We start from the raw sequence: 23,128 nt of genomic DNA, 5'->3' as shown, positions 1-23,128 counted from the left end.
GATCTACGGAGCGGGCGCCCCGGCGGAAACCGTCAGCCGGTGCCGCGGACCGCTCCCAGGGCCGCCGCCACGCTCGCCTCGATGTCCGTGATCGGGTAGATCACCTCGCGCACCGTGCGCTCCCGGTCCACGACCAGCGTCAGCCGCTTGATCCGGCTCACCCCCGCCGCGCGGAACGTCGGCAGCCGCAGCGCCGTCACCAGGTCCAGACCGGCGTCCGACAGCAGCGGGAAGCGCAGCCGTTCCTGCTCCGCGAACTCCCGCTGCTCGTCCGGCCGCTGGGTGGAGACGCCGTGCACGGTGGCGCCGGCGGCGGTGAACTCCGCCAGCTGGTCGCGGAACGTGCACGATTCGAGCGTGCAGCCCTTCGCGCCCGGGATCCCGGCCCACCCGGGCGGGTAGGACTCGGCCCGGGCGTACGCGCCGGGGAAGCAGTACAGGACGGTGAACGGGGTGTCGGCCACCGGGTCGCGGAGCTCGCCGAAACGGTCCGGCAGCAGCAGCTCCGGCAGCCGGGTGCCGCGCAGCGCGTGGACCCGTACGGCCTCCTTCGAGGACTCCTCGGTCGTCGCCGTCATCTCTCCCTCTCCCAGGACCCAGGTGTCACCCCAGTCCTGGAGGGCCACCAGGACCGGCAGCAGCCCCCGCCCGCGCGGGGTCAGCCGGTATTCGTGCCGTACCGGGCGCTCCTGGTACGGCTCGCGCGTCAGCACCCCGGCCTCGACCAGCAGCTTCAGCCGCTCGGCGAGCACCTTCCGGGACACGCCCAGCTCGCGCTGGAGCTCCTCGAAGCGGTACAGGCCGCGCGCGGTGTCCCGCACGATCAGCAGCGTCCACCAGTCGCCCACGACGTCGAGGGCCTGGGCGATGGAGCAGTCCGCGTCGCCGAGGTGCGTGCGCTGGGCCATGGGAACTCCTTTGTCCGTTGACCCAAGGCTGTCATGCTGACATAGTCCGTTCCCAAAAGGAACCGACTCACGGAACGCACGGGGGACACGGGTGTGCTGCAGGGGTTCAAGGACGTACCGAGGGTCGTGTGGCTGCTGGCTGCGGGGATCTTCGTCAATGCCGTCGTCAGCTTCACCTTCGTCTTCGTCTTCCTCTACCTGACCGGCCCGCGCGGCCTCGGCGCCGCCCAGGCGGGACTGGTCGTCGGCATCGGCGGCATCGGCCTGGTCGCCGGGAACTTCACCGGCGGCTGGTACGGCGACCGCTTCGGCCACCGCCGCGTCCTGCTCGCCGCCTCCGTGCTCGGCGGCGCCGCCCTCGTGGTCCTGCCGGCGGCCCCCACCGGCCTGCTGGCCCTCGTCCTGCCGCTCGCCCAGTACGCCTCCGGGGTGATCCGGGCCGCCAACTCGGCGCTGGTCGCCGTCACCGTGCCGGAGGGCTCCCGGCGCCAGGCCTTCGCGGTCACCCGCTTCACGTCCAACGCCGGCTTCGCGGTGGGCTCACCGCTCGGGGCCCTCGTCGCGACCGGGCTCTCCTACGACTGGCTCTTCGTCGCGGACGGCCTCGGCACCCTCTTCTTCGCCCTCTGGACCGCCCGGGTCGTCCCGGTCAGGGCTGCCACCGCTCCCTCCGCGGCCCCGGACGGGGGTCTGGGCCGCGGAGGGCTGTGGCGGGAGCTGCGCGCACGGCCCGCCGTACTCGTCCTGCTCGGCGCGATCGTCGTCATCGACCTCGTCTACCGGCAGCACTACACGACCTTCCCGGTGTTCCTCGCCGACCACGGCATGGACACCCGTGCGTACGGGCTGCTCATCGGGATCAACGGCGGCGTCATCATGCTCCTGGAGATCCCCGCCGCCCTCGCCCTGCGCCGGCGTTCCCCGCTGCACGTCATCGGTAGCGGTCTGGCGCTCGTGGGCGGCGGCTACGCGATGCTGCTGCTCGGCGTGGGCACCGCGACCGCCGCCGCGATGATGGTGCTGCTCACCCTCGGCGAGATCCTCTACAAGGCCACCGCCACCGCGTACGTCGCCGACGAGTCGCCCGAGCACGCCATCGGCCGCTTCCAGAGCCTGTACGCGGGGGTGTCCGTCAGCGGCGTCGTCCTCGCCGCGCCCCTGGGCGGGGCCCTGTACGCCGCCGCGCCCGACCTGCTGTGGCCGCTGTGCGCCGCTCTCGGTGCGGCCGCCGGGGCGATCGTGCTGGCCGTGGGCGCGCGGGGGGTACGGCGACGCGCGCGACCGGCACATGAGACCGGTTCGCCCAGGGCGGCCGTCGCCGGTTAGGTTTCGGGCATGACTGCTACGCGTACCACCGGCGCCGTCGCCGCCGGACTTGCCACCATCACCGCCGACGGCACCGTCCTCGACACCTGGTTCCCCGCCCCCGAGCTGGCCGCCGAGCCCGGCCCGGCCGGCACCGAGCGCCTCACCGCCGAGCAGGCCGTGGAGCTCCTCGGCGCCGCGGCGGCCAAGGCCATCCGCTCGGACGCGGTCCGCGGGGTCGAGGTCGTAGCCGTCCGCACCGTCATCGCCTCCCTGGAGGACAAGCCGCTGGACGCGCACGACGCGTACCTGCGCCTGCACCTGCTGAGCCACCGCCTGGTCAAGCCGCACGGCCAGAACCTGGACGGCGTCTTCGGCCTGCTCACCAACGTCGCCTGGACCTCGCTCGGCCCCGTCGCCGTCGACCAGGTCGAGACCGTCCGGCTGAACGCCCGCGCCGAGGGCCTGCACCTCCAGGTCACCTCGATCGACAAGTTCCCGCGCATGACCGACTACGTCGCCCCCAAGGGCGTGCGCATCGCCGACGCCGACCGCGTCCGCCTCGGCGCGCACCTCGCCGAGGGCACCACCGTCATGCACGAGGGCTTCGTCAACTTCAACGCCGGCACCCTGGGCACCTCCATGGTCGAGGGCCGCATCTCGGCGGGCGTCGTCGTCGGCGACGGCTCCGACATCGGCGGCGGCGCGTCCACCATGGGCACCCTCTCGGGCGGCGGCAAGCAGATCATCTCGATCGGCGAGCGCACCCTGGTCGGCGCCGAGGCGGGCATCGGCATCGCGCTGGGCGACGAGTGCGTCGTCGAGGCCGGCCTCTACGTCACCGCGGGCACCCGGGTGACCCTGCCGGACGGCCAGATCGTCAAGGCCCTGGAGCTCTCCGGCGCCGACAACATCCTCTTCCGCCGCAACTCGGTCACCGGCGCCGTCGAGGCCCGCCCGTACAAGGCGAACTGGGGCGGCCTCAACGAGGTCCTGCACAGCCACAACTGACGCCGCGGGCAGCGCCCGTCCCCGCGTCACCACCGAGTGCCCTCCCGCCGGACGCGGGAGGGCACTCGCCTTTCCGGCACGGCGGGACCGCTCACCCCACCAGCCGCAGGAACCAGCGGCGCGAGGGGTGGCTGTCGCAGTCGAACTGGACCAGCGGGTGGTTGTTGGCGGTGGTGGTCCCGCCGGCGACGGTGGCGCACTTGCCCGTCTGCGCGTTCACGAGCTGGAAGGACCTGCCGTCGCTGTTCGTGATGCGCCAGCGGCGCGACGGGTGCGTGTCGCAGTCGAACTGGACCAGCGGGTGGTTGTTGGCGTCCGTGGTCCCGCCCGCGACGGTGGCGCACTTGCGCGTCTGCCCGTTGACGATCTGGAAGGCGCCGTCCTCCTCGTTCGTCACCTGCCAGCGGCGCGAGGGGTGGGTGTCGCAGTCGAACTGGACGAGCGGGTGGTTGTTGGCGGTCGTGGACCCGCCCGCCACCGTCGCGCACTTGCCGGTCTGGACGTTCACGAGCTGGTACGTGCCCTCCGGAACGTCGGCCACCGTGATCGTGGGCGCGGCCGGCTGTGCCGCGGTGTGGGGCGCGGGCAGCAGCATGAGGCCTCCGGCCGCGAAAACCGACGCTGTCGCAAGGAGGCGGCGTACCCGGGCCCTGGGGCGCATGGAGCGCATGGGGGTGCTCCTCTCGGTCCTGTGAAGGGGATCGGCAGGACGCCGCGCCGTGCGGGGGGTGACCCGGCCGGTCGCCGGGTGCGGAGTGGGAGGGGGAGCGCCCAGGGGCTCATGCCGTCGCGGGCCGCCGGATGTCCGTGGCCGTGTACGGCGCCCGGGCCCCGGTGATCAAGGCGCGGCTGCCTCTCCCACTATCGACGCGCGTGACCGGGCCCGCAACCGAGGGCGGCGCCTCCGCCCGGACGTGCCGGAACGCCCCTCGCGCCGCGGGGGCGAGGGGCGTTCCGGGAGGTTCAGGGAGGTTCAGGGGGGCGGGGCGCTCCCGGTCAGTTCAGGGCGATCGTGCGGATCAGGCCCGCGAAGGCCCGTTCCTCCGCCTCGGTCAGCTCCACCGACTCCATCGGGTGCGTGACCGCGGTGCGCTGGGCCGGGATCACCGGCAGGCCCTCGTGGGCACCTGGCTCCGGGTGGTGGAAGCGGCTGTCCCACAGCATGTGGCCGAGGCCGACGACCCAGACGAGCGCGGCCACGGCGAGGACGGCGAGGCCGATTTCCTGGGCGAGGGACATGGAGGGGAACACGCGGTCCTCCCGGAGTGCGGGGGTACAAGGAGGGCAAGTTCGGGCGTGGGGACACTCAACACCACAACCGGACGATTTTGGCCCCGGTGTGTCCAGCGTCACGCCAGGGCCGAAGGTCCCGACCTACGGTTCGAGGACCAGCTTGAAGCCCTCGTGGCTGCGGGCGAAGCCCAGCCGTTCGTAGAAGCGGTGGGCCGCGCCGCGCCGCTTGTTGCTGGTCAGCTGGACGAGTCCGCAGCCCCGTTCGCGGGCCCGCTCGACCGCGAGGCGCATCAGCTCCGCGCCCAGGCCGCCGCCGCGCCGGTCCGCGCGGATCCGTACCGCCTCCACCAGGGCCCGCTCGCGGCCGCCCTGGCCCAGGCCCGGCACGTACGTCAGCTGGAGGCAGCCCAGGACCGCCGCCCCGTCCGCCTCTCCGTCCGTCAGGACCAGCATCTCGTTGCGCGGGTCCGCCGCGATGGCGGCGAAGGCACGCTCGTGCTCCTCGCCGACGGTGACCGAGGCCGGGTCCAGGAGCCGCTCCTCGTCGGCCAGCAGGGCGAGTACGGCGGGCAGGTCCCGGCGGGTGGCGATGCGGAAGATCATGGCCGGATTGTGGCAGGGGCCCGGCCGGGGAAGGCGGCCGGGCCCCACGGTCCGGGTTACGGGCGGAAGCGCAGCACCTGCGGGTCGTGGTCGCTGTTCTGCGCGGAGAACTCGGCGTTGATGTGCACGCTGTCGTACGTGAAGTTCTTGATCGACGGGCTGGTCAGGATCTGGTCCAGCACCTGGGCGTTGCCCTGGTAGACGTACGAGTAACGTTCCGCCTTCGGCAGCGACTTGATCGCCGAGTACAGCGCGCCGCCGTCCTCCAGCGCCTTCGCCGTCCCGGAGAACTCGAAGTCGTTGATGTCGCCGACCGCGAGCACGGCCGCGTTCTTGTCGACCGCCAGCAGCTGCTTGACGAACCCGTTGACCGCCTGCGCCTGCAGGAGCCGCTTGGCCTCCGAGGAGCGCACCGGCGGCTGGTGGTGCGAGGTCAGGCCCTCGTCGCCGCCCTTGGAGCCGAAGTGGTTGGCGATCACGAAGACCGTGCGGCCGCGGAAGAGGAACTCGCCGGCCAGCGGCTTGCGGCTGTCGGCCCACGCCGGGTTCGCCGGGTCGATCCGGCCGGGGGAGTGGGTCAGGGCGGCCTTGCCCCGCTCCGTCGTCACACCGGCCGCCGTCACCGCGTCGCCCGCGGCGCGGTCGGTGAAGGAGACCCGCTCCGGGTTGAACAGGAACACCTGGCGGATGTTGCCGCCGGGCTCGCCGCCGTCCTTGTTGTTCTCGGGGGCGATGGTGCGCCACTGGTAGGCCGGGCCGCCCGCCGCCTTGATCGCCTCGGTGAACTTCGTCAGCGTCTGCTCGGCCGAGACGGTGCCGTCGTTCTTGGCGCCGTTGTCGTCCTGGATCTCCTCCAGGGCCAGGATGTCGGGCGAGGCCAGGTTGGTCACGACCGCCTTGGCGAGGTTGGCGAACTTCTCCTGGGGGTCGGTCGGGTCGAGGTTCTCCACGTTGTACGTGGCCACCGCGAGCTCACCGGGCGACTGGGCCTTGGTCTTCTCCGGGGCGAGGGTGCCCGCCTTGACCGTGCCGAGGGTGCGCGCCACCAGCGTGTAGCCGCCGAACTGGTTGAAGTCCAGGGGGCCCTCGGTGGTGCCGGTCAGCTTGTCGCCGACGTTGGCCACCGGGAAGGGCTGCTGCGCGAGCGGCGCGAGCTGCTGGATCTGGAGGCGGCCGGTGTTCTGGGACTCGTACGAGCCGTAGACGGTGCCGCCGCGCTTGGCGGCGTTCTCCCAGCCCTTCACCGTCACCCACAGCTCGGCGTGCGCGTCGGTGGCGCCGACCACGCGCGAGGTGCCGATCCTCACGTTCATGCCCTCGAGGGACTCGTAGTGGTCCAGGGCGTAGCGGGAGGGCTCCAGGGTGAGGCCGTTGATGCTGCCACCGGCCGCCGGGTCGCCCGCGGGGGCGTACTCCGCGGGGACGGTGTACTCGTTGACCGCGGTGGCCTCGGGCAGCGCGTTGCCCGAGGAGAGCACCGTCACCGTGGGCTTGGCGATCTGGGTGACGGACTGGTTGCCGGAGTTCGCGCCGCCCGGGACGTACTCGCCGACCGTGCCGGAAACCTTCACGGCGTCGCCGACGGCGACGGTCGGGACGGAGCCGGTGAAGACGAAGACGCCCTCGCTGGTGGCCGGGTTGTCGTCGGCGTCCGGGTCCTGGATCCAGAAGCCGCGCGAGCCGTAGGTGCGCACACCCGTGACGATGCCCTGGACGTCGGCGACCTGCTTGCCGTTCAGGGGGGAGATCCGGGTCGTGCCCTGGATGTCGTGGATGCGTATCGGATCGGCGGACACGGCGCCTTCGGCCGCGTCGGCGGTGCCCGCGAGCAGGCCGGTGGCCAGGGCGGTGGCGACGAGGGCCGCGACGGCGGCGGAACGGGGATGCGAGGAGCGCATGGGCGGGAACTCCGGTGTGTGGAGGAGAGGGTGCGGGCTCTTGACGGCCCGTGTACATCTACGCGCGTCAATTTCCTGGGTGACCAGGGACGTTGTCAAGACCTCCAGGGGATACGGAAGCTGACTGTGCGATGAACCGAGGGTGATGGCCGCCGGGCCCGCCCCGATTGCGTCTACGCTTGGTCGCCGCAACCGGCCTGACGGTCCGTTGCGTGTGTTTTCGGCCACACGGCCGGACGGCATCCCGTCGCCCGGACGCCGAGGCCCGCCCGTCCCACCGCTCAGCCGTCCCTCCGCCCCGTGCGTCCCGTCCGAGGAGAACCACCCCATGTCCGCAGAGCCGCACCCCACGCTGCCGCCGGTACGGCTGCAATCCGATGCGGAGCTGGCCCGCGACGCCCTCGTCGCCCCGCTGTTCGCCCGCGCCGTACGCCTCGCCCGCTGGTCGGGCCCCGACACCCGCGTGGACGTCGGCGGCGAGCTCGCCCCCGACCAGCTGCCCGAGGCCGTCGCCGTCCTCGGCCTCGACGCCGCCGACGAGGACTCGCCCGTGTACGCGAGCCAGGCCTGGCGGGTCGCCGTGGACACCGGCCTCGTCGACGTGACCGAGCCGGAGGAGGACAGCGGCGACGGCGCCGAGGCGGGCGAGCCCGAGTACGGCACCGCCACCCCCGGCGAGGACCTCGCGCTGCTCGCCGGCGGCGCGCCCGGCGACGTGCTCGACCTGTGGCTCGCCGCCCTGGATACCGTCCTCGCGGACGCGGCCGTACCCGACCTGGACGACCTCGTCGACGCCCTCGACGCGGGCGGCGAGATCGACTTCGACCGCCTCGACTGGAACCCCCAGCGGGAAGCGGACTTCCTCGACGGGGTCCTCGCCAACCTCTACCTGCTCACCGTCGCCGAGGGCGGCCCCGGCGAGGGTCCGGTGCCGCTGCCGGTCCTCGCCGCCTCGATGATCGTGCCCGACGAGATGGGCGACCCCACGGACGCCGTCCTGGAACAGGTGTCGGACGCGATGATGCGCCTCGACGACCAGTTCCGGCAGCTGGAGCCCATCGGGCTGGTCGAGTACCGCCCGGTGGACGAGGCGCTGCTCGCCGAGGCGGACGAGCTCGCCGACGACTCCGGGGAGACGGGCCCGGGGACGGGGCCGGAGGACGACGAGGACGTGTCCCGGTACGGGATGGTGCGGCTGACCCCGCTCGGCCTGTACGGCGTCCGTGCCCGGATGCTCGAAGCCGGGGTCGAGGCCCCCGCCGTCGGGGAGCTGGCCGACAAGGGCGCCGACGCGCTGCTCGACGCCGTCTCCTTCTACCCGGAGGGCGCCGCCCAGTCCGAGATCGAGCAGTGGCTGGCCGGGCGCGAACTGCCGGACGCCGTCGCCGAACTGCTGGCCGCCGCCCGCGGCGACGACGAGGGCGCCCCGCTGCGCCGGCTGCGCTGCCAGCAGGCCCTCGCCCCGGCCGGGCCGGAGGCGGAGCCAGCGGTCCGCGCCGTCCTGGACGACCCGGAGCTCGGCGGGCTCGCCCGGGTCTGGCTCGCCGAGCACGGGGTGGCCGACGTACCGGTGCCGGACGAGACGATGGTGTTCTGGCTGACGGTGGACACGATCGCGGCGCAGCTCGCGGCGGACGGGGAGACCGAGGAGCTGCCGCTGCTGATGCGGAGCCTGACGGAGCACCACACCGGGTTCTTCGAGCAGGCGTGGCGGGTGGAGCACCCCGCCACCGCGTACGTCCTGGAGGCCATGGGCCGGCTGCACCCGGACAAGAAGGCCTCGAAGGAGGCGCGGAAGGCCGCGTTCAAGGCCCGCTCCCGGCAGCCCTGACCAGTACGGCAGCCCCGTACGACGGCCCATGCGGCGGCCCATGCGGCGGCCCGGACGGCCGTCGGCACGGCCGTCCGGGCGGGGTCAGCGCGGTGCCCGTCGGCCGCCCGTCGGCGGACGGCGGGCGCCCGGACGGGTGTTCCGGCAGGCGGGCCGGGGGTTCGGCGGGGAGGCGGGGGGAGGTTTCGGCGAGGGTCCGCAACAGGCCGATTCCGGGACGGCATTCGAATCAATTCCGCCATTCCGGGGACCGGCAAGGGCTCGGCCCGCATTCGCGGGTAGTTCAGCCGCCGTTCACGTACGGGCGGGAGCGTGTGCGCCTGCGACCGTACGTCAGGCGCACCACCTCCCCACCCCTGGAGACCCGATGCCCCTCAGCCGCAGAGACTTCACCGCCCGCACCGTCATCGCCGGTGCGGGCGTCGCACTGACCGGGACGGTCGGCGCCCTCGCCACCGCCCCCGGGGCACTCGCGGCGGACGACCCCCGGCCCGACGCGCTCGACGCCCACGGCCGCCCGCACGCCCCCGGCTACGGGCCGCTCGTCGCCGACCCCGCCGGGCTGCTGGCCCTGCCCGCCGGGTTCACCTACCGCGTGATCACCCGCAGCGGTGTCACCACCCTCGAATCCGGTGAGAGCACCCCGTCCAACCACGACGGGACCGCCGCCTTCGAGGGCCACCACGGAGTCACCCTCCTCGTCAACAACCACGAACTGAAGGGCCCGCGCGGAGGCTGGGCGCACCCCGTACCGCTCGCCGAGGGCCTCGTCTACGACCCGGCCGCTTCCGGCGGCTGCACCGTCGTGGAGGTCCGGCGCGGCGGCGAGGTGGCCGAATGGGTGGGCGTCGCGGGCACGTCGACCAACTGCGCGGGCGGGGCCACCCCCTGGGGAACCTGGCTGACCTGCGAGGAGACCGAGGACCTGGCCGGCAAGAACGGCATGACCAAGGACCACGGCTACGTCTTCGAGGTCGACCCGCACGACCGCCGGGCCAACCGCGACCCGCAGCCGGTCAAGGCGTTCGGGCGGTACGCCCACGAGGCGGTGGTCATCGACCCGCGCCAGGGCCACGCCTACCTGACCGAGGACGCCTCCGGCCCCAACGGGCTGCTCTACCGCTGGACCCCGCCGCACGGCTTCCGGCACGGGCGCGGCCGGCTGCGTACCCTCGCCCCCGACGCCGGGGTGCTCGCGGCCGCCAAGTGCTTCGACAGTCAGGGCCGGTTCGTGGACGACCTCTCGCGCGCCACGAAGACCGGCACCGTGTACGGGGTCGACTGGGTGGAGGTGACCGACCGCGACGCGCGCAGCCTCTCGGTGCGCAAGCAGTTCGCGGCCGGCGCGGTGACCAGGGCCCGCAAGCTGGAGGGCATGTGGTGGGCCGACGGGGGCGCCTACTTCGTCTCCTCCTACGCGCGCGAGGAGAGCCCGGGCGCCGCGCACGACGGCCAGGTGTGGTTCTACGACCCCAAGCGGCGCACGATCCGGCTGGTCGTGCTGATCGGCGTCAACCGGGACCCGGCCGCCGACGGCGGCTACGACGGCCCCGACAACATCACGGTGTCGCCGTACGGCGGCCTGGTCATCGCCGAGGACGGCGAGGGCCTGCAACACCTGCTCGGCGCCACGGAGTCGGGCCGCGTCTACCCGCTCGCCCGCAACGAACTCAACATCGGCACGGCCGACAAGCCGGAGTACTCGGAATTCACCGGGGTCTGCTTCTCCCCGGACGGGCGCACCCTGTACGCCAGCATCCAGGACCCGGGCATCATGCTTGCCATCACCGGCCCCTGGCGGCGCTCCCCGCGCTGACGCGGGCGGGCCGGCGGTCCCGGGGCACCCCTGTGCCCCGGGGGACGCCGGCTACTGGACGGCGGCCAGCTCCTCGGCGCGGGAGGCCGCTGCCCACTCCTCGAGCAGGAACTCGTACGCCTCCGAGGGCCACTCCCCGTCCCAGGTCTCGACGAGGTGCCGTATCGCCTCGTTCGCCTCGGCGGCGGACGGGCGCGCGGGACCCGCGGGCCGGAGTGTGTTCTGCATGGCTCCAAGGCTACGGGCGGGCACTGACAGCCACCTCCGGATTACGCGTGGCATCCATCACCCGGATGGCCGCCCATCGGCTCCAGGGTGTCGGCATATGCCCGCCCACCTGCTCAGAGTGCCTGCGAGGCGGGTTTGACCATGCCGCGCACTGTGCGGGACTTCACAAACTCGCCCATGGCCGTCATCTCCCATTCGCCGGAGAACTGCTTGATGAGCTTGGCCATCATGACCCCGGTCTGCGGCTCGGCGCCGGTCAGGTCGAAGCGGACCAGCTCCTCCCCGCTCGCCGCGTCGATCAGCCGGCAGTAGGCCTTGGCGACCTCGGTGAACTTCTGGCCGGAGAAGGAGTTCACCGTGAAGACCAGTCCGGTGGCCTCGGCGGGCAGCCGGCCCAGGTCCACGACGATCACCTCGTCGTCCCCGGCGCCGTCACCCGTGAGGTTGTCACCCGAGTGCTTGATCGCGCCGCCCAGGATCGACAGCTTGCCGAAGTAGCAGCTGTCGATGAAATTGCGCTGCGGGCCGTAGGCGATGACGGACGCGTCGAGGTCGATGTCGCGGCCGCCGTAGGCCGGCTCCCAGCCCAGACCCATCTTGACCTGCGAGAGCAGCGGGCGGCCGCCCTTGACCAGGGACACGGTCTGGTTCTTCTGGAGGCTGACCCGGCCCTTGTCGAGGTTGATCTTCCCGCCGCCGACGGAGGCGGGGGCCGGCGGTGCGGCGGGTGCCGGAGGGGCGACCGGAGCGGCGGCGGCCGGCGCGGCCGGGGCGACCGGAGCTGCCGGGGTGACCGGAGCGGTCGCCGCGGGCGGGGCCGGCTCCTCGTCCACGGAGACCCCGAAGTCGGTGGCGATGCCCGCGAGGCCGTTCGCGTACCCCTGGCCGACCGCGCGTACCTTCCAGGCACCGCCGCGCTGGTAGATCTCCACGACCACGAGGGCGGTCTCCGGGCCCAGCCGCGGCGGGGTGAAGGTGGCGATCACCGCGCCGCCCGCCGCGTCCCGCACGGTGGCGGTGGGCTCGATGCCCTGGAAGGTCTGCCCGGCCGCGTCGGGACTCGCGGTGACCACGATCCGCTCGATGCCGGGCGGCAGCGCGCCCGTGTCCACGGTGATGGAGTCCGGCGCCGAACCGCCGCCGGACCGGTAGCTGACACCGGGCCCGGAGGGCTGGTTGTAGAAGATGAAGTCGGCGTCGGAGCGCACCTTGCCGTCCGCCGCGAGCAGGAGCCCCGACACGTCGAGACGCACCGGGGCAGCCACGTCCACCGTCACGCGGACGGTGTCGAGCGGCAGGTTGGAACCAGGGGTCATAGCGGTCATGCCCGGAGAACGACCGGAGCCGCTTTGCCGTTCCCTTACCCTCGGCGTGATTTTCAGCGCCGGTTGCGGGGGTGGTCGCGGGCGGTGCGCTCGTTGCCGAACTTGTAGGAGCCGGTCCACCGGGCCATCACCAGCTGAGCGTCACCGGACTCGACCTCGGCCAGGAACCTGTCCGCCCGGGCGCCCCGCAGCGTGCCCGCGGCGCGGCCCCGGTGCGTGATGCGGACGGTGCGGTCGCCGTGGACCTCGTACGTGAACCCCTGTGGTTTCGGCATGGGGCGCAGCCTGCCCCGCCGGCGGGCGGGGCGGCAACGGGATTACGCGGGGCCGGTCACGCGGCGCGGAAGGCCCAGCGGGTTGGCCTCGCGCAGCTCGGGCGGGAGCAGCGCGTCCGGCACCGACTGGTAGGCCACCGGGCGCAGCCACCGCTCGATCGCGGTGCCGCCGACGGAGGTGGAGTGCGAGGTGGCCGCCGGGTACGGGCCGCCGTGGTGCTGGGCCGGGGCCACCGCGACGCCGGTCGGCCAGCCGTTCACCACGATCCGCCCCGCCAGCCCCGTGACCTGCGAGATCAGCGCGGCGGCCGGTCCGGGCGCGCCCTCGGTCTCGGCCCGCGAGAGCTGGAGGGTGGCGCTCAGGTTCCCGCCGAGCCGGTCCAGGACCGCGGCGGCCTCGGGCCGGCCGGCGTACCGGACGACGACGGTGACGGGGCCGAAGCACTCCTCCAGGAGCACCTCGTGGGCGCCGCCCTCCAGCAGGGTGGCGGCGGGCACGCTCAGGAACCCGGCGCCGACGGTGTGCTCGCCGCCCGGCCCCGGGGTGACGGGCGCGGTGACACCGGGGAGGGCGGCCCGTTCCCGCACGCCGGCCAGGAAGTTCTCCCGCATCCGGTGGTCGAGCAGGACCCCGGGGCCGCTCTCGCCCAGGGACTTGGCGAGAGCGCCGGCGAGCCGGTCGCCGTCGGGGCCCTCGGGGACCAGGACCAGGCCGGGCTTGACGCAGAACTGGCCGACGCCGAGGGTGACCGAGCCCGCGAGCCCGGAGCCGATCTCCTCGGCGCGCTCGGCGGCGGCCGCCGGGGTGACGACGACGGGGTTGAGGGAGCCGAGCTCGCCGTGGAAGGGGATCGGCACCGGCCGTGCGGCGGCCGCGTCGAACAGGGCCCGGCCGCCCCGGATGGACCCGGTGAAGCCGGCGGCGGACACCAGGGGGTGGCGGACCAGTTCCACCCCGGCGTCGAAGCCGTGGAGGACGGTGACCAGTTCCGCCGGCAGCCCGCACGCCACGGCGGCCCGGCGCAGCAGCGAGGCGCACAGCTCGGAGGTGGCCGGGTGGTCGGGATGGGCCTTGACCACCACCGGGCAGCCCGCGGCCAGCGCGCTCGCGGTGTCGCCGCCGGGCACGGAGAAGGCCAGCGGGAAGTTGGAGGCGGCGTAGACGGCGACCACGCCCAGCGGCACCTTGTAGCGGCGCAGTTCGGGGCGCGGCGGGCTGAGGGAGGGGTCGGCCCGGTCGATCCGGATGTCGAGGTGCGAGCCCTCCTCGACGGCGTCGGCGAAGGCGCGCAGCTGGCCGGTGGTGCGGGCCAGCTCGCCGGTGAGGCGGCCGGCGCCCAGCGCGGTCTCCGCTTCGGCGGCCTCCACCACGGCCGGGCCGGCCCCGTCGAGGAGTTCGGCGGCGGTGCGCAGGAAGCGGGCCCGGAGGGCCGCGTCCGCCAGGGCCCCGCGGGCGTCGTGGGCCGCGCGTACGGCCCTGTCCACGTCCTCGGGTGTGGCTTCCGCCGCAACCTGTCCGCGCTGCTTCCCGGTGCGGGGGTCCACACTCCAGACTGGTGTCCCTGCCATGGCCCGCTACCTCCTGGACCGTTCAGTATTCTGAACGCCGTTCCGGTGGATGAATGATCACTTCTGCTGCGGACTCTATTTCCGCGTCCACCGGGTGACAAGAGGCGATCAGAGCCGACCAGAGGGGAAGAGGCGTATGACGACAGCCGAGACGGCCGGCCCGGCCGATCCGGGGGTCCCCGTGCCGGCGGCGCCGGTGAAGTCGGCGGTGCGTACCGTCCTGCTGCTGGAGCACTTCGCGGCACGGCCGGGCCTGCACAGCCTCGCCGACATCCAGAACGACCTCTCCCTGCCCAAGTCCAGCCTCTACATGCTGCTGCGCACGCTGGTGAACCTGGGCTGGGTGGAGACCGACGCCACCGGTACGCGGTACGGCATCGGCGTACGGGCCCTGCTGGTCGGGAGCTCGTACATCGACGGCGACGAGGTGGTCGCGGCGGCCCGGCCCACCCTGGACCGGCTCTCCGACGACACCACCGAGACCATCCACCTGGCGCGGCTGGACGGTACGAGCGTGGTCTACCTCGCCACCCGCCAGTCCCAGCACTACCTGCGGCCCTTCACCCGGGTGGGGCGCCGGCTCCCCGTCCACTCCACGGCCCTCGGCAAGGCGCTGCTGGCCTCGCACGCCGACGAGGAGGTGCGCGCGCTGCTGCCGAAGCGGCTGGAGGCGGTCACGGAGCACACCATCACCGACCGGGAGCAGCTGGTGGACGAGCTCGCGCTGGTGCGGGAGCAGGGGTACGCGGTGGACCGGGAGGAGAACACGCTCGGCCTGCGCTGCTTCGGCGTGGCCGTCCCGTACCGGACGCCGGCCCGCGACGCGGTGAGCTGCTCGGTGCCGGTGGCGCGGCTGACGGAGGAGCACGAACAGACCATCAAGGCGGCGCTGTTCGAGGCTCGGGACCGGCTGTCGGTCGTGACCCGGCGCATGTGACGACCTCGGCGGGTACCGCCTCCCCCGCACGGGGGAGGCGGTTCACCTTCGCGGGGGAGGTGGCGGGGATCCGTACGCGGGACCGTGGGGACATGAACACACGAGCCGTCCACGCGACCGCCCCGACGAACCCCATGAAGCCCACGAACGCGACGAACACGACGAGCGCGACGAACGCCGCGAGCGCGAGGCACGGGGCAGGCGCCCCCGGCAGCAGCGGTACGGGGCCGCGCCCGGCCGCGCGGCTGGGCACGGGCCGGCGGGTCCTGCGGGGCGTCGCGCTGGCCGCCACCCTGCCGTACCTGACCATCAAGGCGGCCTGGCTGGCCGGGAGCCACATCGGGATACCGGCGGGCAGCGTGCTGCTGAAGGGCGGGCTGCCCCTCATCGTGGCCAACGCGGTGACGCTGGCCATGGACGCCACCGTGATCCTGCTCGTCCTGGCGCTCACCCTGCCCTGGGGCAGACGGGTGCCGGGATGGCTGATGGCAGTCCCGGTCTTCGTGGCCACCGGTCTGCTCACCCCGATAGTCCTGGGCTACCCGGCCCAACTCCTCGTCAAGGTCCTGGGGATGGGTGCCGGGGAGGCCGTGAAGTCGGCCCGGGAGCCCTTCCTCGACCCCTGGGTGTTCAACGTCGTCTACGGCGGCTTCATCCTCCAGGGGATCGCCCTGGCCGGGCTGTTCGTCCCCTATGCGCGGGAGCGCTGGGGCGGACGCGGGCAGGACGCGCCGGCGCGGAGGCTCCCGTCTCCCACGGGGGTGGTGGCGGGAGCCGCCGCGCTGGCGGGCACCGCGGTGGGCGCGGCGCACCTGTACTGGGCGTTCGGCGGGAGCGCCGGACTGCCCGCCCGGCTGGTGGCGGGGTACTCGGCGGAGACGGGGGTCGTCTCGGGAGCCCACGCGATATGCGCCCTGGCCGCCGGGGCGGGGGCGCTGCTGCTGGCCCGGGGAACCGCGGGCACGGCGCGGTGGCCGCTGGCCCTCACCTGGATCGGCTCGGCGGCGACGCTGACCTGGGGGGCGTGGATGGCGGTCGCCGCCCTGGGAGTCGACTTCGGGACGGACGAACGGACCACCACGGCCGCCTGCCTGACCTACGCTGGCCAGATGATCACCGGGCTGCTCGCGGCGGTGGTCCTCACCCACCGCCTGTACGCCCGGCGGGCGCGCTGAGGCGGGGGAACGGCAGGAACGGGGGAGCGGGATGAACGGGACGGGGGCGGCGGTGCGGGTCCGGGGGTGGCCCGGGCTGCTGCTGGGGGCACGGGCCCGGCTGCGCTGGGTGCACCTGATACTCGGCGGCGCCCTGCTGATGCCCTACTTCCTGCTCAGTCAGGTGTGGGTCGGTGTCGTGGCCGGCCGGGGCAACGTCCTGGGCTCCCTGCCCCTGACCCTCGCCTCCTACACCGCCGCGCTGCCGCTGGCCGCCGTGACCGGGCTGTTCGGGCTGGTGCGGCCGCTGTCGGTGACGGCCGTGCGGGCCATGTGCGGGGTACCGGGGCAGCCGCTGGCCGACGGGCCCGCACGCTCGTGGGGCTCCCGGTGGCGGGCCTCCGCCTGGTGGACCCTGCACCTGGGGGTCGGGGCGGTGATCAGCGGGATGACGCTCGCGGCGACGCCCATGGCGCTGGTGCTGATCCTGGTGCCCTTCTCCGCCACCCTGCGCCGGGCACCCCTCGGGGCGGGCTGGTTCAGCAGCGAGGCGAACCCGTACGCCGCGCCCTTCCTCGGGGTGGGGCTGCTGGCCCTGGTCGTCGTCACCTCCGCCGTGGCGGGGGCGCTGCTGGCCCGGCTCGCGCCCGTGCTCCTCGGGCCGACCGCGGCGGACCGGCTGGCCGCCGCCGAGGAACGGGCCGCCGACCTCGCCGTCCGCAACCGGCTGGCGCGCGAGCTGCACGACGCCGTGGGGCACGCCCTGAGCGCCGTCACCCTCCAGGCGGGCGCGGCCCGGCGGGTGCTCGACCGCGACCCGGAGTTCGTACGGGAGGCGCTCGCCGCGATCGAGGAGACCACCCGGCGCACGGTCGGCGAGCTCGACACGGTCCTCGGCCTGCTGCGCGACGGGGATCCCGCCCGGGCCGACGCCGCACCCGCCCCGACCCTCGCCGCCGACCTCGAAGGGCTGCTGGCCCGCACCCGGGCCGGCGGCACCACCGTCACCGTCCAGCAGGACCCCGGCCCGGCCGGGGACTGGGAGCAGCTCCCGGCCATCGCCTCCCGCGAGGCCTACCGGATCGTCCAGGAGGGCCTGAGCAACGCCCTGCGCCACGGCCTGGGCCCCATCGCCCTGCTGATCCGCGTCCACACACCCGACGGCCACCGCGAACTGGAGATCACCATGACCAACCCGCCCGCCCAGGCCCCGCCCGCCCCCGGAGGCGAGCGGCGGCGCACCACCGGGGGCCGCGGGCTGCACGGCGCCGCCGAGCGGGCCTCCCTGCTGGGCGGCCGCGTCGAGGCCGGCCCGCACGAGGGCCGGTGGCGGCTGCGCGCGGTCCTGCCGCTCGGCACCGCGGCCGCCGCGGCCGCCGCGGCCGGCGGAGCCGGGCGATGAGCCGGCCGCCGCTGCGCATCGTCGTCGCCGACGACGAGCGGATGGTCCGCACCGCCCTGCGGGTCATCCTCGACGCGGAACCCGACATGGAGGTCGTCGGAGAGGCGGCCACGGGCGCCGAGGCCGTCCCACTGGTCCGCTCGCTGACCCCCGACGTGGTGCTGATGGACGTCCGCATGCCGGAGATCGACGGCATCCGGGCCACCGGGCAGATCCTGCGCTCCATGCCCGACCCGCCCCGGATCGTGGTCGTCACCACCTTCGAGAACGACTCCTACGTCTACGACGCGCTGCGCGCCGGCGCCTCCGGGTTCCTCCTCAAGCGGGCCGATCCCGACGAGCTGATCGGTGCGGTCCGCCTCGTCGCCCGGGGGGACTCGCTGCTCTTCCCGGCGGCGGTCCGCGCCCTGGCGGCCGCCCACACGGCGGCCGCCCCGCCCGCGGCACCCCCCTGGGCGGCCCGGCTCACCGACCGGGAGGCCGACGTCCTGCGCCTGATGGCCACCGGACTGTCCAACCAGGAGATCAGCGAACACCTCGGCGTGGGCCCGCAGACGGTCAAGACGCACGTGGCCGCGGTCCTCGCCAAAACCGGCTCCCGCGACCGGACCCAGGCCGTCATAGCCGCCTACGAGGGGGGCTTCAACATGAAGAAAGGCTGAGAACCCCGCCACAATCGGGTCAGAGCGGAACGGGTGCGGCCGCTGGTACGTCCTTCTGGGGGATGAACAAGACGATCAGGCGTGCGTCGGTCTTCTGTCTGCTTCTGGTGCTGGCCCTCATGGTGCGGGTCACCTGGGTGCAGGCATACCAAGGCCAGGCCCTCGCAGACGACAAGAACAACCGGCGCAACCTCATCGGGCAGTACGAGAACCCGTTGGGGAACATCATCGTGGGCGGTGAGTCGATCACCGGCTCCACGAAGACGGGCGGCAAGGACTTCGGGTACAAGCGGACCTACGTGGACGGCCCGCTCTACGCCCCGATCACCGGCTACAGCTCCCAGGCCTACGGCACGACCATGCTGGAGGGCGTCTACAAGAACGTCCTCAACGGCTCGGACACCCGGCTGAAGACGGTGATGGACATGCTCACCAACAAGCGGGCCGATCCGGGCAACGTCCTCACCACCATCGACAAGGGCGTGCAGAAGGCCGCCTACGACGCCCTGAACGGCAAGCAGGGCGCGGCCGTGGCCATCGACCCGGCGACGGGCCAGATCCTCGCCGTGGTCAACAACCCGTCCTACGACCCGGGCCGGATCACCGGTGCCAACGACTCGGCCGCCTGGGACGAGCTGTCCGCCGACAAGGGCAAGGCCATGGAGAACGTGGCACTGCGCAAGCCGCAGGCGCCCGGCTCCACCTTCAAGCTGGTCACCCTCGCCGCGGCGATCGAGAACGGCCTGGTGACGAGCATCGACACGCCGACGGGCGTGCAGGGCGCGTACACGATCCCCGGGACCCGTACCAAGCTGCCCAGCGAGGCGGGCGACGAGGCCTGCAACAACGTCTCGGCCCGCACCGCCCTGAAGCTGTCCTGCAACAACGTCTTCGCGGACCTCGCCTCCAAGCTCGGCCAGGACAAGATGCGGGCGATGGCGGAGAAGCTCGGCTTCAACACGCAGATCGACACCCCGGTCCGCACCAACCCGCCGAGCAAGTACCCCACGAAGAAGCTGTCGGTCGACCAGGTGGCACAGACGGGTATCGGCCAGTTCGACGTGCAGGCCACCCCGCTCCAGATGGCCATGGTGACGGCGGCGATCGAGAACGGCGGCAAGCTCGTCGCCCCGCACATGGTCTCCGAGGTGACCGATGCCGACGGCAACGTGCTGGAGGACCTCAAGGACCCGAAGACCGAGCAGGTGATGAGCCCGAAGACGGCCTCGATGCTCCAGGACGCCATGCGCACGGTGGCCACCGAAGGCGGCGGCAAGCCCGCCCAGGTCGCGGGCGCCGAGGTGGGCGGCAAGACGGGCACGGCCCAGCGCGGCGTCAACAACAACATCCCGCCGCTGGCCTGGTTCACCTCGTACGCCAAGGCGGGCGGCAAGCAGATCGCCGTTGCCGTGATGATCGAGAACTCGGACACCGACCGTTCCGAGATCGGCGGCGGCAAGCTGGCCGCGCCGATCGCCCAGAAGATGATGGCGGCGTGGCTGAAGAAGTAGCCGCCGCTCGCAGGGGGCCGACGCGCCGGGAACCGACACGGTTCCCGGCGCGTTCCCCTTCCCATGATCCGGACCGCGCTCACCAGCGACCTCGACGCCATCGCAGCCCTGCACGCCAGGGCCAGGGCCACCTACTACCGGGACCGGGTCCCCGAGGAGGCCTACGCGGGTGAGACCGAGTCGGCGCGCACCCGCGAGGGCTGGGAGCGGGCGGTGGCCCGCCCGGCGGCGCAGGGCCAGGTGCTGTGCGCCGAGCGGGACGGAGAGGTCACCGGAGTGGCGGCCTTCCTCACGGCCGACGGCGTGACCACCCTCACCCAGCTCCACGTGGACCCCGGCCACTGGCGCCGGGGCACCGGAGCCGCCCTGCACGCGGCCTGCCTCGCCGCCTGGCGGCGGGCCGGGATCGACCGGGTCCGCCTGGAGGTGTACGAGCACAACCTGCGCGCCCAGGCCTTCTACGCCTCCCACGGCTGGCGCCCCGATCCGGCCGACGCCCCCGCGGGCTCCCACCGCACGCTCTGGCTGGAGGTCGGCCCGGCGTCCGGGGAATGAGACGGAACCCCGGATGGTTGAACGGGAAACCGATTGGCCGTACCTGGAGAGAAGAAGGAACATGCGCGTCGAGATCTGGAGCGACATCGCCTGCCCGTGGTGCTACATCGGCAAGGCCCGGTTCGCCAAGGGGCTGGCCGAGTTCGCGCACCGCGACGAGGTGGAGGTCGTCTTCCGGTCCTTCGAGCTGGACCCGAACGGCCCCAAGGGAGTCACCGCTCCCGTCCTGGAGATGCTCGCCCGCAAGTACGGGCGCACCCTCGACGAGGCCCGCGCGATGGAGGAGCACGTCGCCGCGAGCGCCCGCGCCGAGGGGCTGGAATACCGCACCGACGGCCGTGACCACGGCAACACCTTCGACATCCACCGCCTGCTGCACCTGGCCGCCGTCCGCGGCCGGCAGGAACAGCTCCTCGACCTCGCCTTCCGGGCCAACTTCGCCGAGGAGCGGTCCGTCTTCGACCCCGAGGTACTGCTCGCCCTGGCCGTGGAGGCCGGACTGGACGAGGCGGAGGCCCGCGAGGTCCTCGCCGACGACTCCGCCTACGCGGACCGGGTACGGGCCGACGAGCGCGAGGCGGCCGAACTGGGCGCCAACGCCGTTCCGTTCTTCGTCCTCGACCGCCGCTACGGCATCTCCGGCGGCCAGCCGGCCGAGGTGTTCACCCGCGCCCTGGAGCAGGCCTGGGCCGGGCGCGAGGCCGTGGAGACGGCTCCCGGTGCCGAGGCCTGCGAGCCCGACGGGGCGTGCGCCGTCCCTCAGGGCTGAACCGCCGGTCCCGCTCCCGGGGCGCCCGCGTACCTCCCGTACCGGGCGCCCCGCCGCGTGAGGCACAGCAGCCGGGCCGCCCGGCGCGCCCGCCCGGCGGCCCGGCCGTAGGCTGGACGTGCACGCGCACGGCGCAGGCCCCTGCCTGCCCCCGCACTGCGTCAGTTCGCTTCGGTTTCAACCAACTCGGGGACCCGACTCCTTTGCGGAAGGAGACCCCGATGACCGCCAAGAAGCGTTCGTCCGCCAAGTCCCGTGCCGCCACATCCGCGGACGGGCAGGACAAGATCATCGACCTGGCCAAGCGGTACATCCGTACCCACGGGTCCGCCTACCTCAAGGACCCGAACATCTCCTCGATCGGCATCGGCTACAAGGAGACGGACAAGGGGAAGCGGACCAAGGAACTCGCCCTCCAGTTCACGGTCGGCACGAAGGTGCGGCCCGAGGGGATGAGGGCCCTGGGCACCACCGAGATACCCCCGTCCATCAACATCGGCGACGGCCTCGTCCTGAACACCGACGTGATCGAACGCAGCTACCAGCCGCACTTCCTCGTCGTCGCCGAGGCCCAGACGCCGGAGCGGCAGATGCGCGTCGACCCGGTCCGCCCGGGAGTGAGCGTCGGGAGCGTCCGCCTGCACGCCGGCACCCTCGGGTGCATCGTCTTCGACAAGAACGACGGCGCCACCTGCCTGCTGAGCAACTGGCACGTCCTGAACGGCCGGGAGGGCCAGGCGGGCGACGAGATCGTCCAGCCCGGCACGGACGACGACAGCCGCTTCGCCGCGAACCGCCTCGGCTCCCTGCGGCGCGCCCACCTCGGCACGGTCGGCGACTGCGCCGTGTCGACCATCACCGAGCGCGGCGTCGAGACCGACATCCTCGGCCTCGGTGTCACGCCGAAACTGCTGGGCGAGCCGCACATCGGCGACAAGGTCGTCAAGTCCGGGCGGACCACCGGCGTCACCCACGGGATCGTGACCCGCCCCTTCGTCAAGGTCAGCGTCCCCTACGGGCCGCCGATCGGGACGAAGGAGATCGAGTGCTTCGAGATCGGCCCCGACCCCCGCCACCCCGCGGCCGGCGGTGAGATCAGCACCTTCGGCGACTCCGGCTCCGCGTGGATGTTCAAGACGCGTTCGGGCAGGCCCTCGGACGTACTGGCCGGCCTGCATTTCGGCGGCGAGGACGAGTCCGCTCCCGAGGAGCGGGCGCTCGCCTGCTTCCCGCGCGCGGTGTTCGAGCAGCTGAAGGTCACCCTGGAGGCGCCGTCCACCGCCCTGCTGGAGTCCCTGACCGGGTACGACCCGGGCTTCCTCGCCGTACCGGTCGGCACACCGTCGCTCAACCCGTCGATCAAGGACACCGCGGTACTGCTCGACGGCTCCGCCGTGATTCCGTACACCCACTTCTCCCTGGCGCTGAGCAAGCCGCGGCGCTTCGCGATCTGGGTGGCCTGGAACATAGACGGTGGCGCGCTGAAGGCGCTCAAGCGCCCGAAGGACTTCGTCAAGGACCCGCGCCTGCCGGCCGGGGTCCAGGTCGACAACGAGCTGTACAAGGACAAGGGCGGCAAGACCAACCGCCTCGACCGGGGCCACATAGCGCGCCGCGCCGACGTCTGCTGGGGCCCGCTCCCCGAGGCGCAGCGGGCCAACGAGGACTCGTTCTTCTACACCAACATCGCCCCGCAGATGGACGACTTCAACCAGAGCAAGCGCGGCGGCATCTGGGGAAGGCTCGAGGACGCGGTGTTCGAGGACGTCGACGTGGACGACCTCAAGGTCAGCGTGTTCGGCGGGCCGGTCTTCCAGGAGGACGACCGGGAGTTCCGCGGGGTGCGGATCCCGCGCGCCTTCTGGAAGGTCATCGCCTACTCCGAACACGGCACGTTCAAGGCCAAGGCCTTCCTGCTGGCGCAGAACATCGTCCTGCCGGAGGCCCTGGAACTGGACGAGTTCCGGGTGTTCCAGGTCAAGGTCACCGAGGTCCAGCAGCAGGCCCACATCCGCTTCCCCGCCGTGATGACGGACGCCGACACCCTGGTGGTACCGGAATCCCTGGAGGCACGGGCACCACTGGAGAGCCTGGCCGACATCGACTGGAGCTGACCCCGCCCGATCACCTCCTCAT

21 protein-coding genes are annotated in these 23,128 nt (G+C 73.2%); 12 read left to right on the top strand and 9 right to left on the bottom strand.

Going from position 1 to position 23,128, the window contains the following annotated elements; all coding sequences use genetic code 11:
- Positions 1-32: 32 nt before the first annotated feature.
- The gene (locus ACZ518_RS12655; protein WP_469113046.1) at positions 33-908 is read right to left on the bottom strand and encodes a winged helix-turn-helix transcriptional regulator; all 876 of its coding nucleotides are present in this window, start codon (positions 906-908) and stop codon (positions 33-35) included.
- 96 nt (positions 909-1,004) lie between these two features.
- Here ACZ518_RS12655 and ACZ518_RS12650 point away from each other — a divergent pair, with 96 nt between their 5' ends.
- Both ACZ518_RS12650 and dapD read left to right on the top strand, forming a co-directional pair.
- The gene (locus ACZ518_RS12650; RefSeq protein ID WP_469113464.1) at positions 1,005-2,234 is read left to right on the top strand and encodes an MFS transporter; all 1,230 of its coding nucleotides are present in this window, start codon (positions 1,005-1,007) and stop codon (positions 2,232-2,234) included.
- 9 nt (positions 2,235-2,243) lie between these two features.
- The gene (dapD, locus tag ACZ518_RS12645; RefSeq protein WP_469113045.1) at positions 2,244-3,224 is read left to right on the top strand and encodes a 2,3,4,5-tetrahydropyridine-2,6-dicarboxylate N-succinyltransferase; all 981 of its coding nucleotides are present in this window, start codon (positions 2,244-2,246) and stop codon (positions 3,222-3,224) included.
- A 91-nt stretch (positions 3,225-3,315) separates the two neighbouring features.
- On the opposite strand, the gene ACZ518_RS12640 is transcribed toward dapD, so the two are convergent.
- The 4 genes from ACZ518_RS12640 to ACZ518_RS12625 form a co-directional block, all read right to left on the bottom strand.
- Entirely contained in the window at positions 3,316-3,894 is a 579-nt protein-coding gene (locus tag ACZ518_RS12640; protein ID WP_469113044.1) for an RICIN domain-containing protein, read from the bottom strand.
- Between the two features lie 326 nt (positions 3,895-4,220).
- Positions 4,221-4,475, bottom strand: coding sequence for a hypothetical protein (locus ACZ518_RS12635; RefSeq protein WP_469113043.1), 255 nt, complete (start codon positions 4,473-4,475; stop codon positions 4,221-4,223).
- Between the two features lie 123 nt (positions 4,476-4,598).
- Positions 4,599-5,060: a GNAT family N-acetyltransferase gene (locus ACZ518_RS12630; RefSeq protein ID WP_469113042.1), complete on the bottom strand. Its 462-nt coding sequence runs from the start codon at positions 5,058-5,060 to the stop codon at positions 4,599-4,601.
- Positions 5,061-5,116: 56 nt separating this feature from the next.
- The gene (locus ACZ518_RS12625; RefSeq protein WP_469113041.1) at positions 5,117-6,958 is read right to left on the bottom strand and encodes an endonuclease/exonuclease/phosphatase family protein; all 1,842 of its coding nucleotides are present in this window, start codon (positions 6,956-6,958) and stop codon (positions 5,117-5,119) included.
- Positions 6,959-7,286: 328 nt separating this feature from the next.
- Here ACZ518_RS12625 and ACZ518_RS12620 point away from each other — a divergent pair, with 328 nt between their 5' ends.
- A complete protein-coding gene (locus ACZ518_RS12620; RefSeq protein ID WP_469113040.1) occupies positions 7,287-8,789 on the top strand; it encodes a hypothetical protein in 1,503 nt (500 codons plus the stop codon).
- A gap of 367 nt (positions 8,790-9,156) precedes the next feature.
- Positions 9,157-10,605 (top strand): alkaline phosphatase PhoX, encoded by a 1,449-nt coding sequence (locus ACZ518_RS12615; protein WP_469113039.1) that lies wholly within the window; start codon positions 9,157-9,159, stop codon positions 10,603-10,605.
- Positions 10,606-10,656: 51 nt separating this feature from the next.
- Here the strand turns inward: ACZ518_RS12615 and ACZ518_RS12610 are convergent, their stop codons facing one another.
- The 4 genes from ACZ518_RS12610 to ACZ518_RS12595 all read right to left on the bottom strand — a co-directional run bounded on the left by ACZ518_RS12610 (position 10,657) and on the right by ACZ518_RS12595 (position 14,002).
- Complete coding sequence (locus tag ACZ518_RS12610; protein WP_165364985.1) at positions 10,657-10,833, bottom strand: hypothetical protein; 177 nt, start codon at positions 10,831-10,833, stop codon at positions 10,657-10,659.
- A gap of 113 nt (positions 10,834-10,946) precedes the next feature.
- Positions 10,947-12,158: a TerD family protein gene (locus ACZ518_RS12605; protein ID WP_469113038.1), complete on the bottom strand. Its 1,212-nt coding sequence runs from the start codon at positions 12,156-12,158 to the stop codon at positions 10,947-10,949.
- A 53-nt stretch (positions 12,159-12,211) separates the two neighbouring features.
- The gene (locus ACZ518_RS12600) at positions 12,212-12,433 is read right to left on the bottom strand and encodes a hypothetical protein (protein WP_469113037.1); all 222 of its coding nucleotides are present in this window, start codon (positions 12,431-12,433) and stop codon (positions 12,212-12,214) included.
- Between the two features lie 42 nt (positions 12,434-12,475).
- The gene (locus ACZ518_RS12595; RefSeq protein WP_469113036.1) at positions 12,476-14,002 is read right to left on the bottom strand and encodes an aldehyde dehydrogenase (NADP(+)); all 1,527 of its coding nucleotides are present in this window, start codon (positions 14,000-14,002) and stop codon (positions 12,476-12,478) included.
- 136 nt (positions 14,003-14,138) lie between these two features.
- On the opposite strand from ACZ518_RS12595, the gene ACZ518_RS12590 reads away from it, so the two are divergent.
- The 8 genes from ACZ518_RS12590 (at position 14,139) to ACZ518_RS12555 (ending at position 23,106) form a co-directional block, all read left to right on the top strand.
- Positions 14,139-14,939, top strand: a complete 801-nt coding sequence (locus tag ACZ518_RS12590) for an IclR family transcriptional regulator (RefSeq protein ID WP_469113035.1) — start codon at positions 14,139-14,141, stop codon at positions 14,937-14,939.
- Positions 14,940-15,031: 92 nt separating this feature from the next.
- Positions 15,032-16,114 carry a hypothetical protein gene (locus ACZ518_RS12585; RefSeq protein WP_469113034.1) on the top strand — a complete coding sequence of 361 codons (1,083 nt, stop codon included), beginning with the start codon at positions 15,032-15,034 and terminating at the stop codon, positions 16,112-16,114.
- 31 nt (positions 16,115-16,145) lie between these two features.
- Complete coding sequence (locus tag ACZ518_RS12580; protein ID WP_469113033.1) at positions 16,146-17,495, top strand: sensor histidine kinase; 1,350 nt, start codon at positions 16,146-16,148, stop codon at positions 17,493-17,495.
- Positions 17,492-18,157: a response regulator transcription factor gene (locus ACZ518_RS12575; protein WP_469113032.1), complete on the top strand. Its 666-nt coding sequence runs from the start codon at positions 17,492-17,494 to the stop codon at positions 18,155-18,157. Before ACZ518_RS12580 ends, ACZ518_RS12575 begins: the two co-directional genes overlap by 4 nt.
- Before the next feature lie 62 nt (positions 18,158-18,219).
- Positions 18,220-19,668, top strand: a complete 1,449-nt coding sequence (locus ACZ518_RS12570) for a peptidoglycan D,D-transpeptidase FtsI family protein (protein ID WP_469113031.1) — start codon at positions 18,220-18,222, stop codon at positions 19,666-19,668.
- A 63-nt stretch (positions 19,669-19,731) separates the two neighbouring features.
- A complete protein-coding gene (locus ACZ518_RS12565; protein ID WP_469113030.1) occupies positions 19,732-20,223 on the top strand; it encodes a GNAT family N-acetyltransferase in 492 nt (163 codons plus the stop codon).
- A gap of 61 nt (positions 20,224-20,284) precedes the next feature.
- Positions 20,285-20,992 carry a DsbA family oxidoreductase gene (locus tag ACZ518_RS12560; protein ID WP_469113029.1) on the top strand — a complete coding sequence of 236 codons (708 nt, stop codon included), beginning with the start codon at positions 20,285-20,287 and terminating at the stop codon, positions 20,990-20,992.
- A gap of 221 nt (positions 20,993-21,213) precedes the next feature.
- Positions 21,214-23,106 (top strand): DNA/RNA non-specific endonuclease, encoded by a 1,893-nt coding sequence (locus ACZ518_RS12555; protein WP_469113028.1) that lies wholly within the window; start codon positions 21,214-21,216, stop codon positions 23,104-23,106.
- Positions 23,107-23,128: the final 22 nt, after the last annotated feature.

The organism is Streptomyces sp. NPDC033966 (assembly GCF_055575955.1).
Note: the sequence above shows the minus strand (reverse complement) of the source record. Positions and strands in the feature narration are given on the sequence as shown.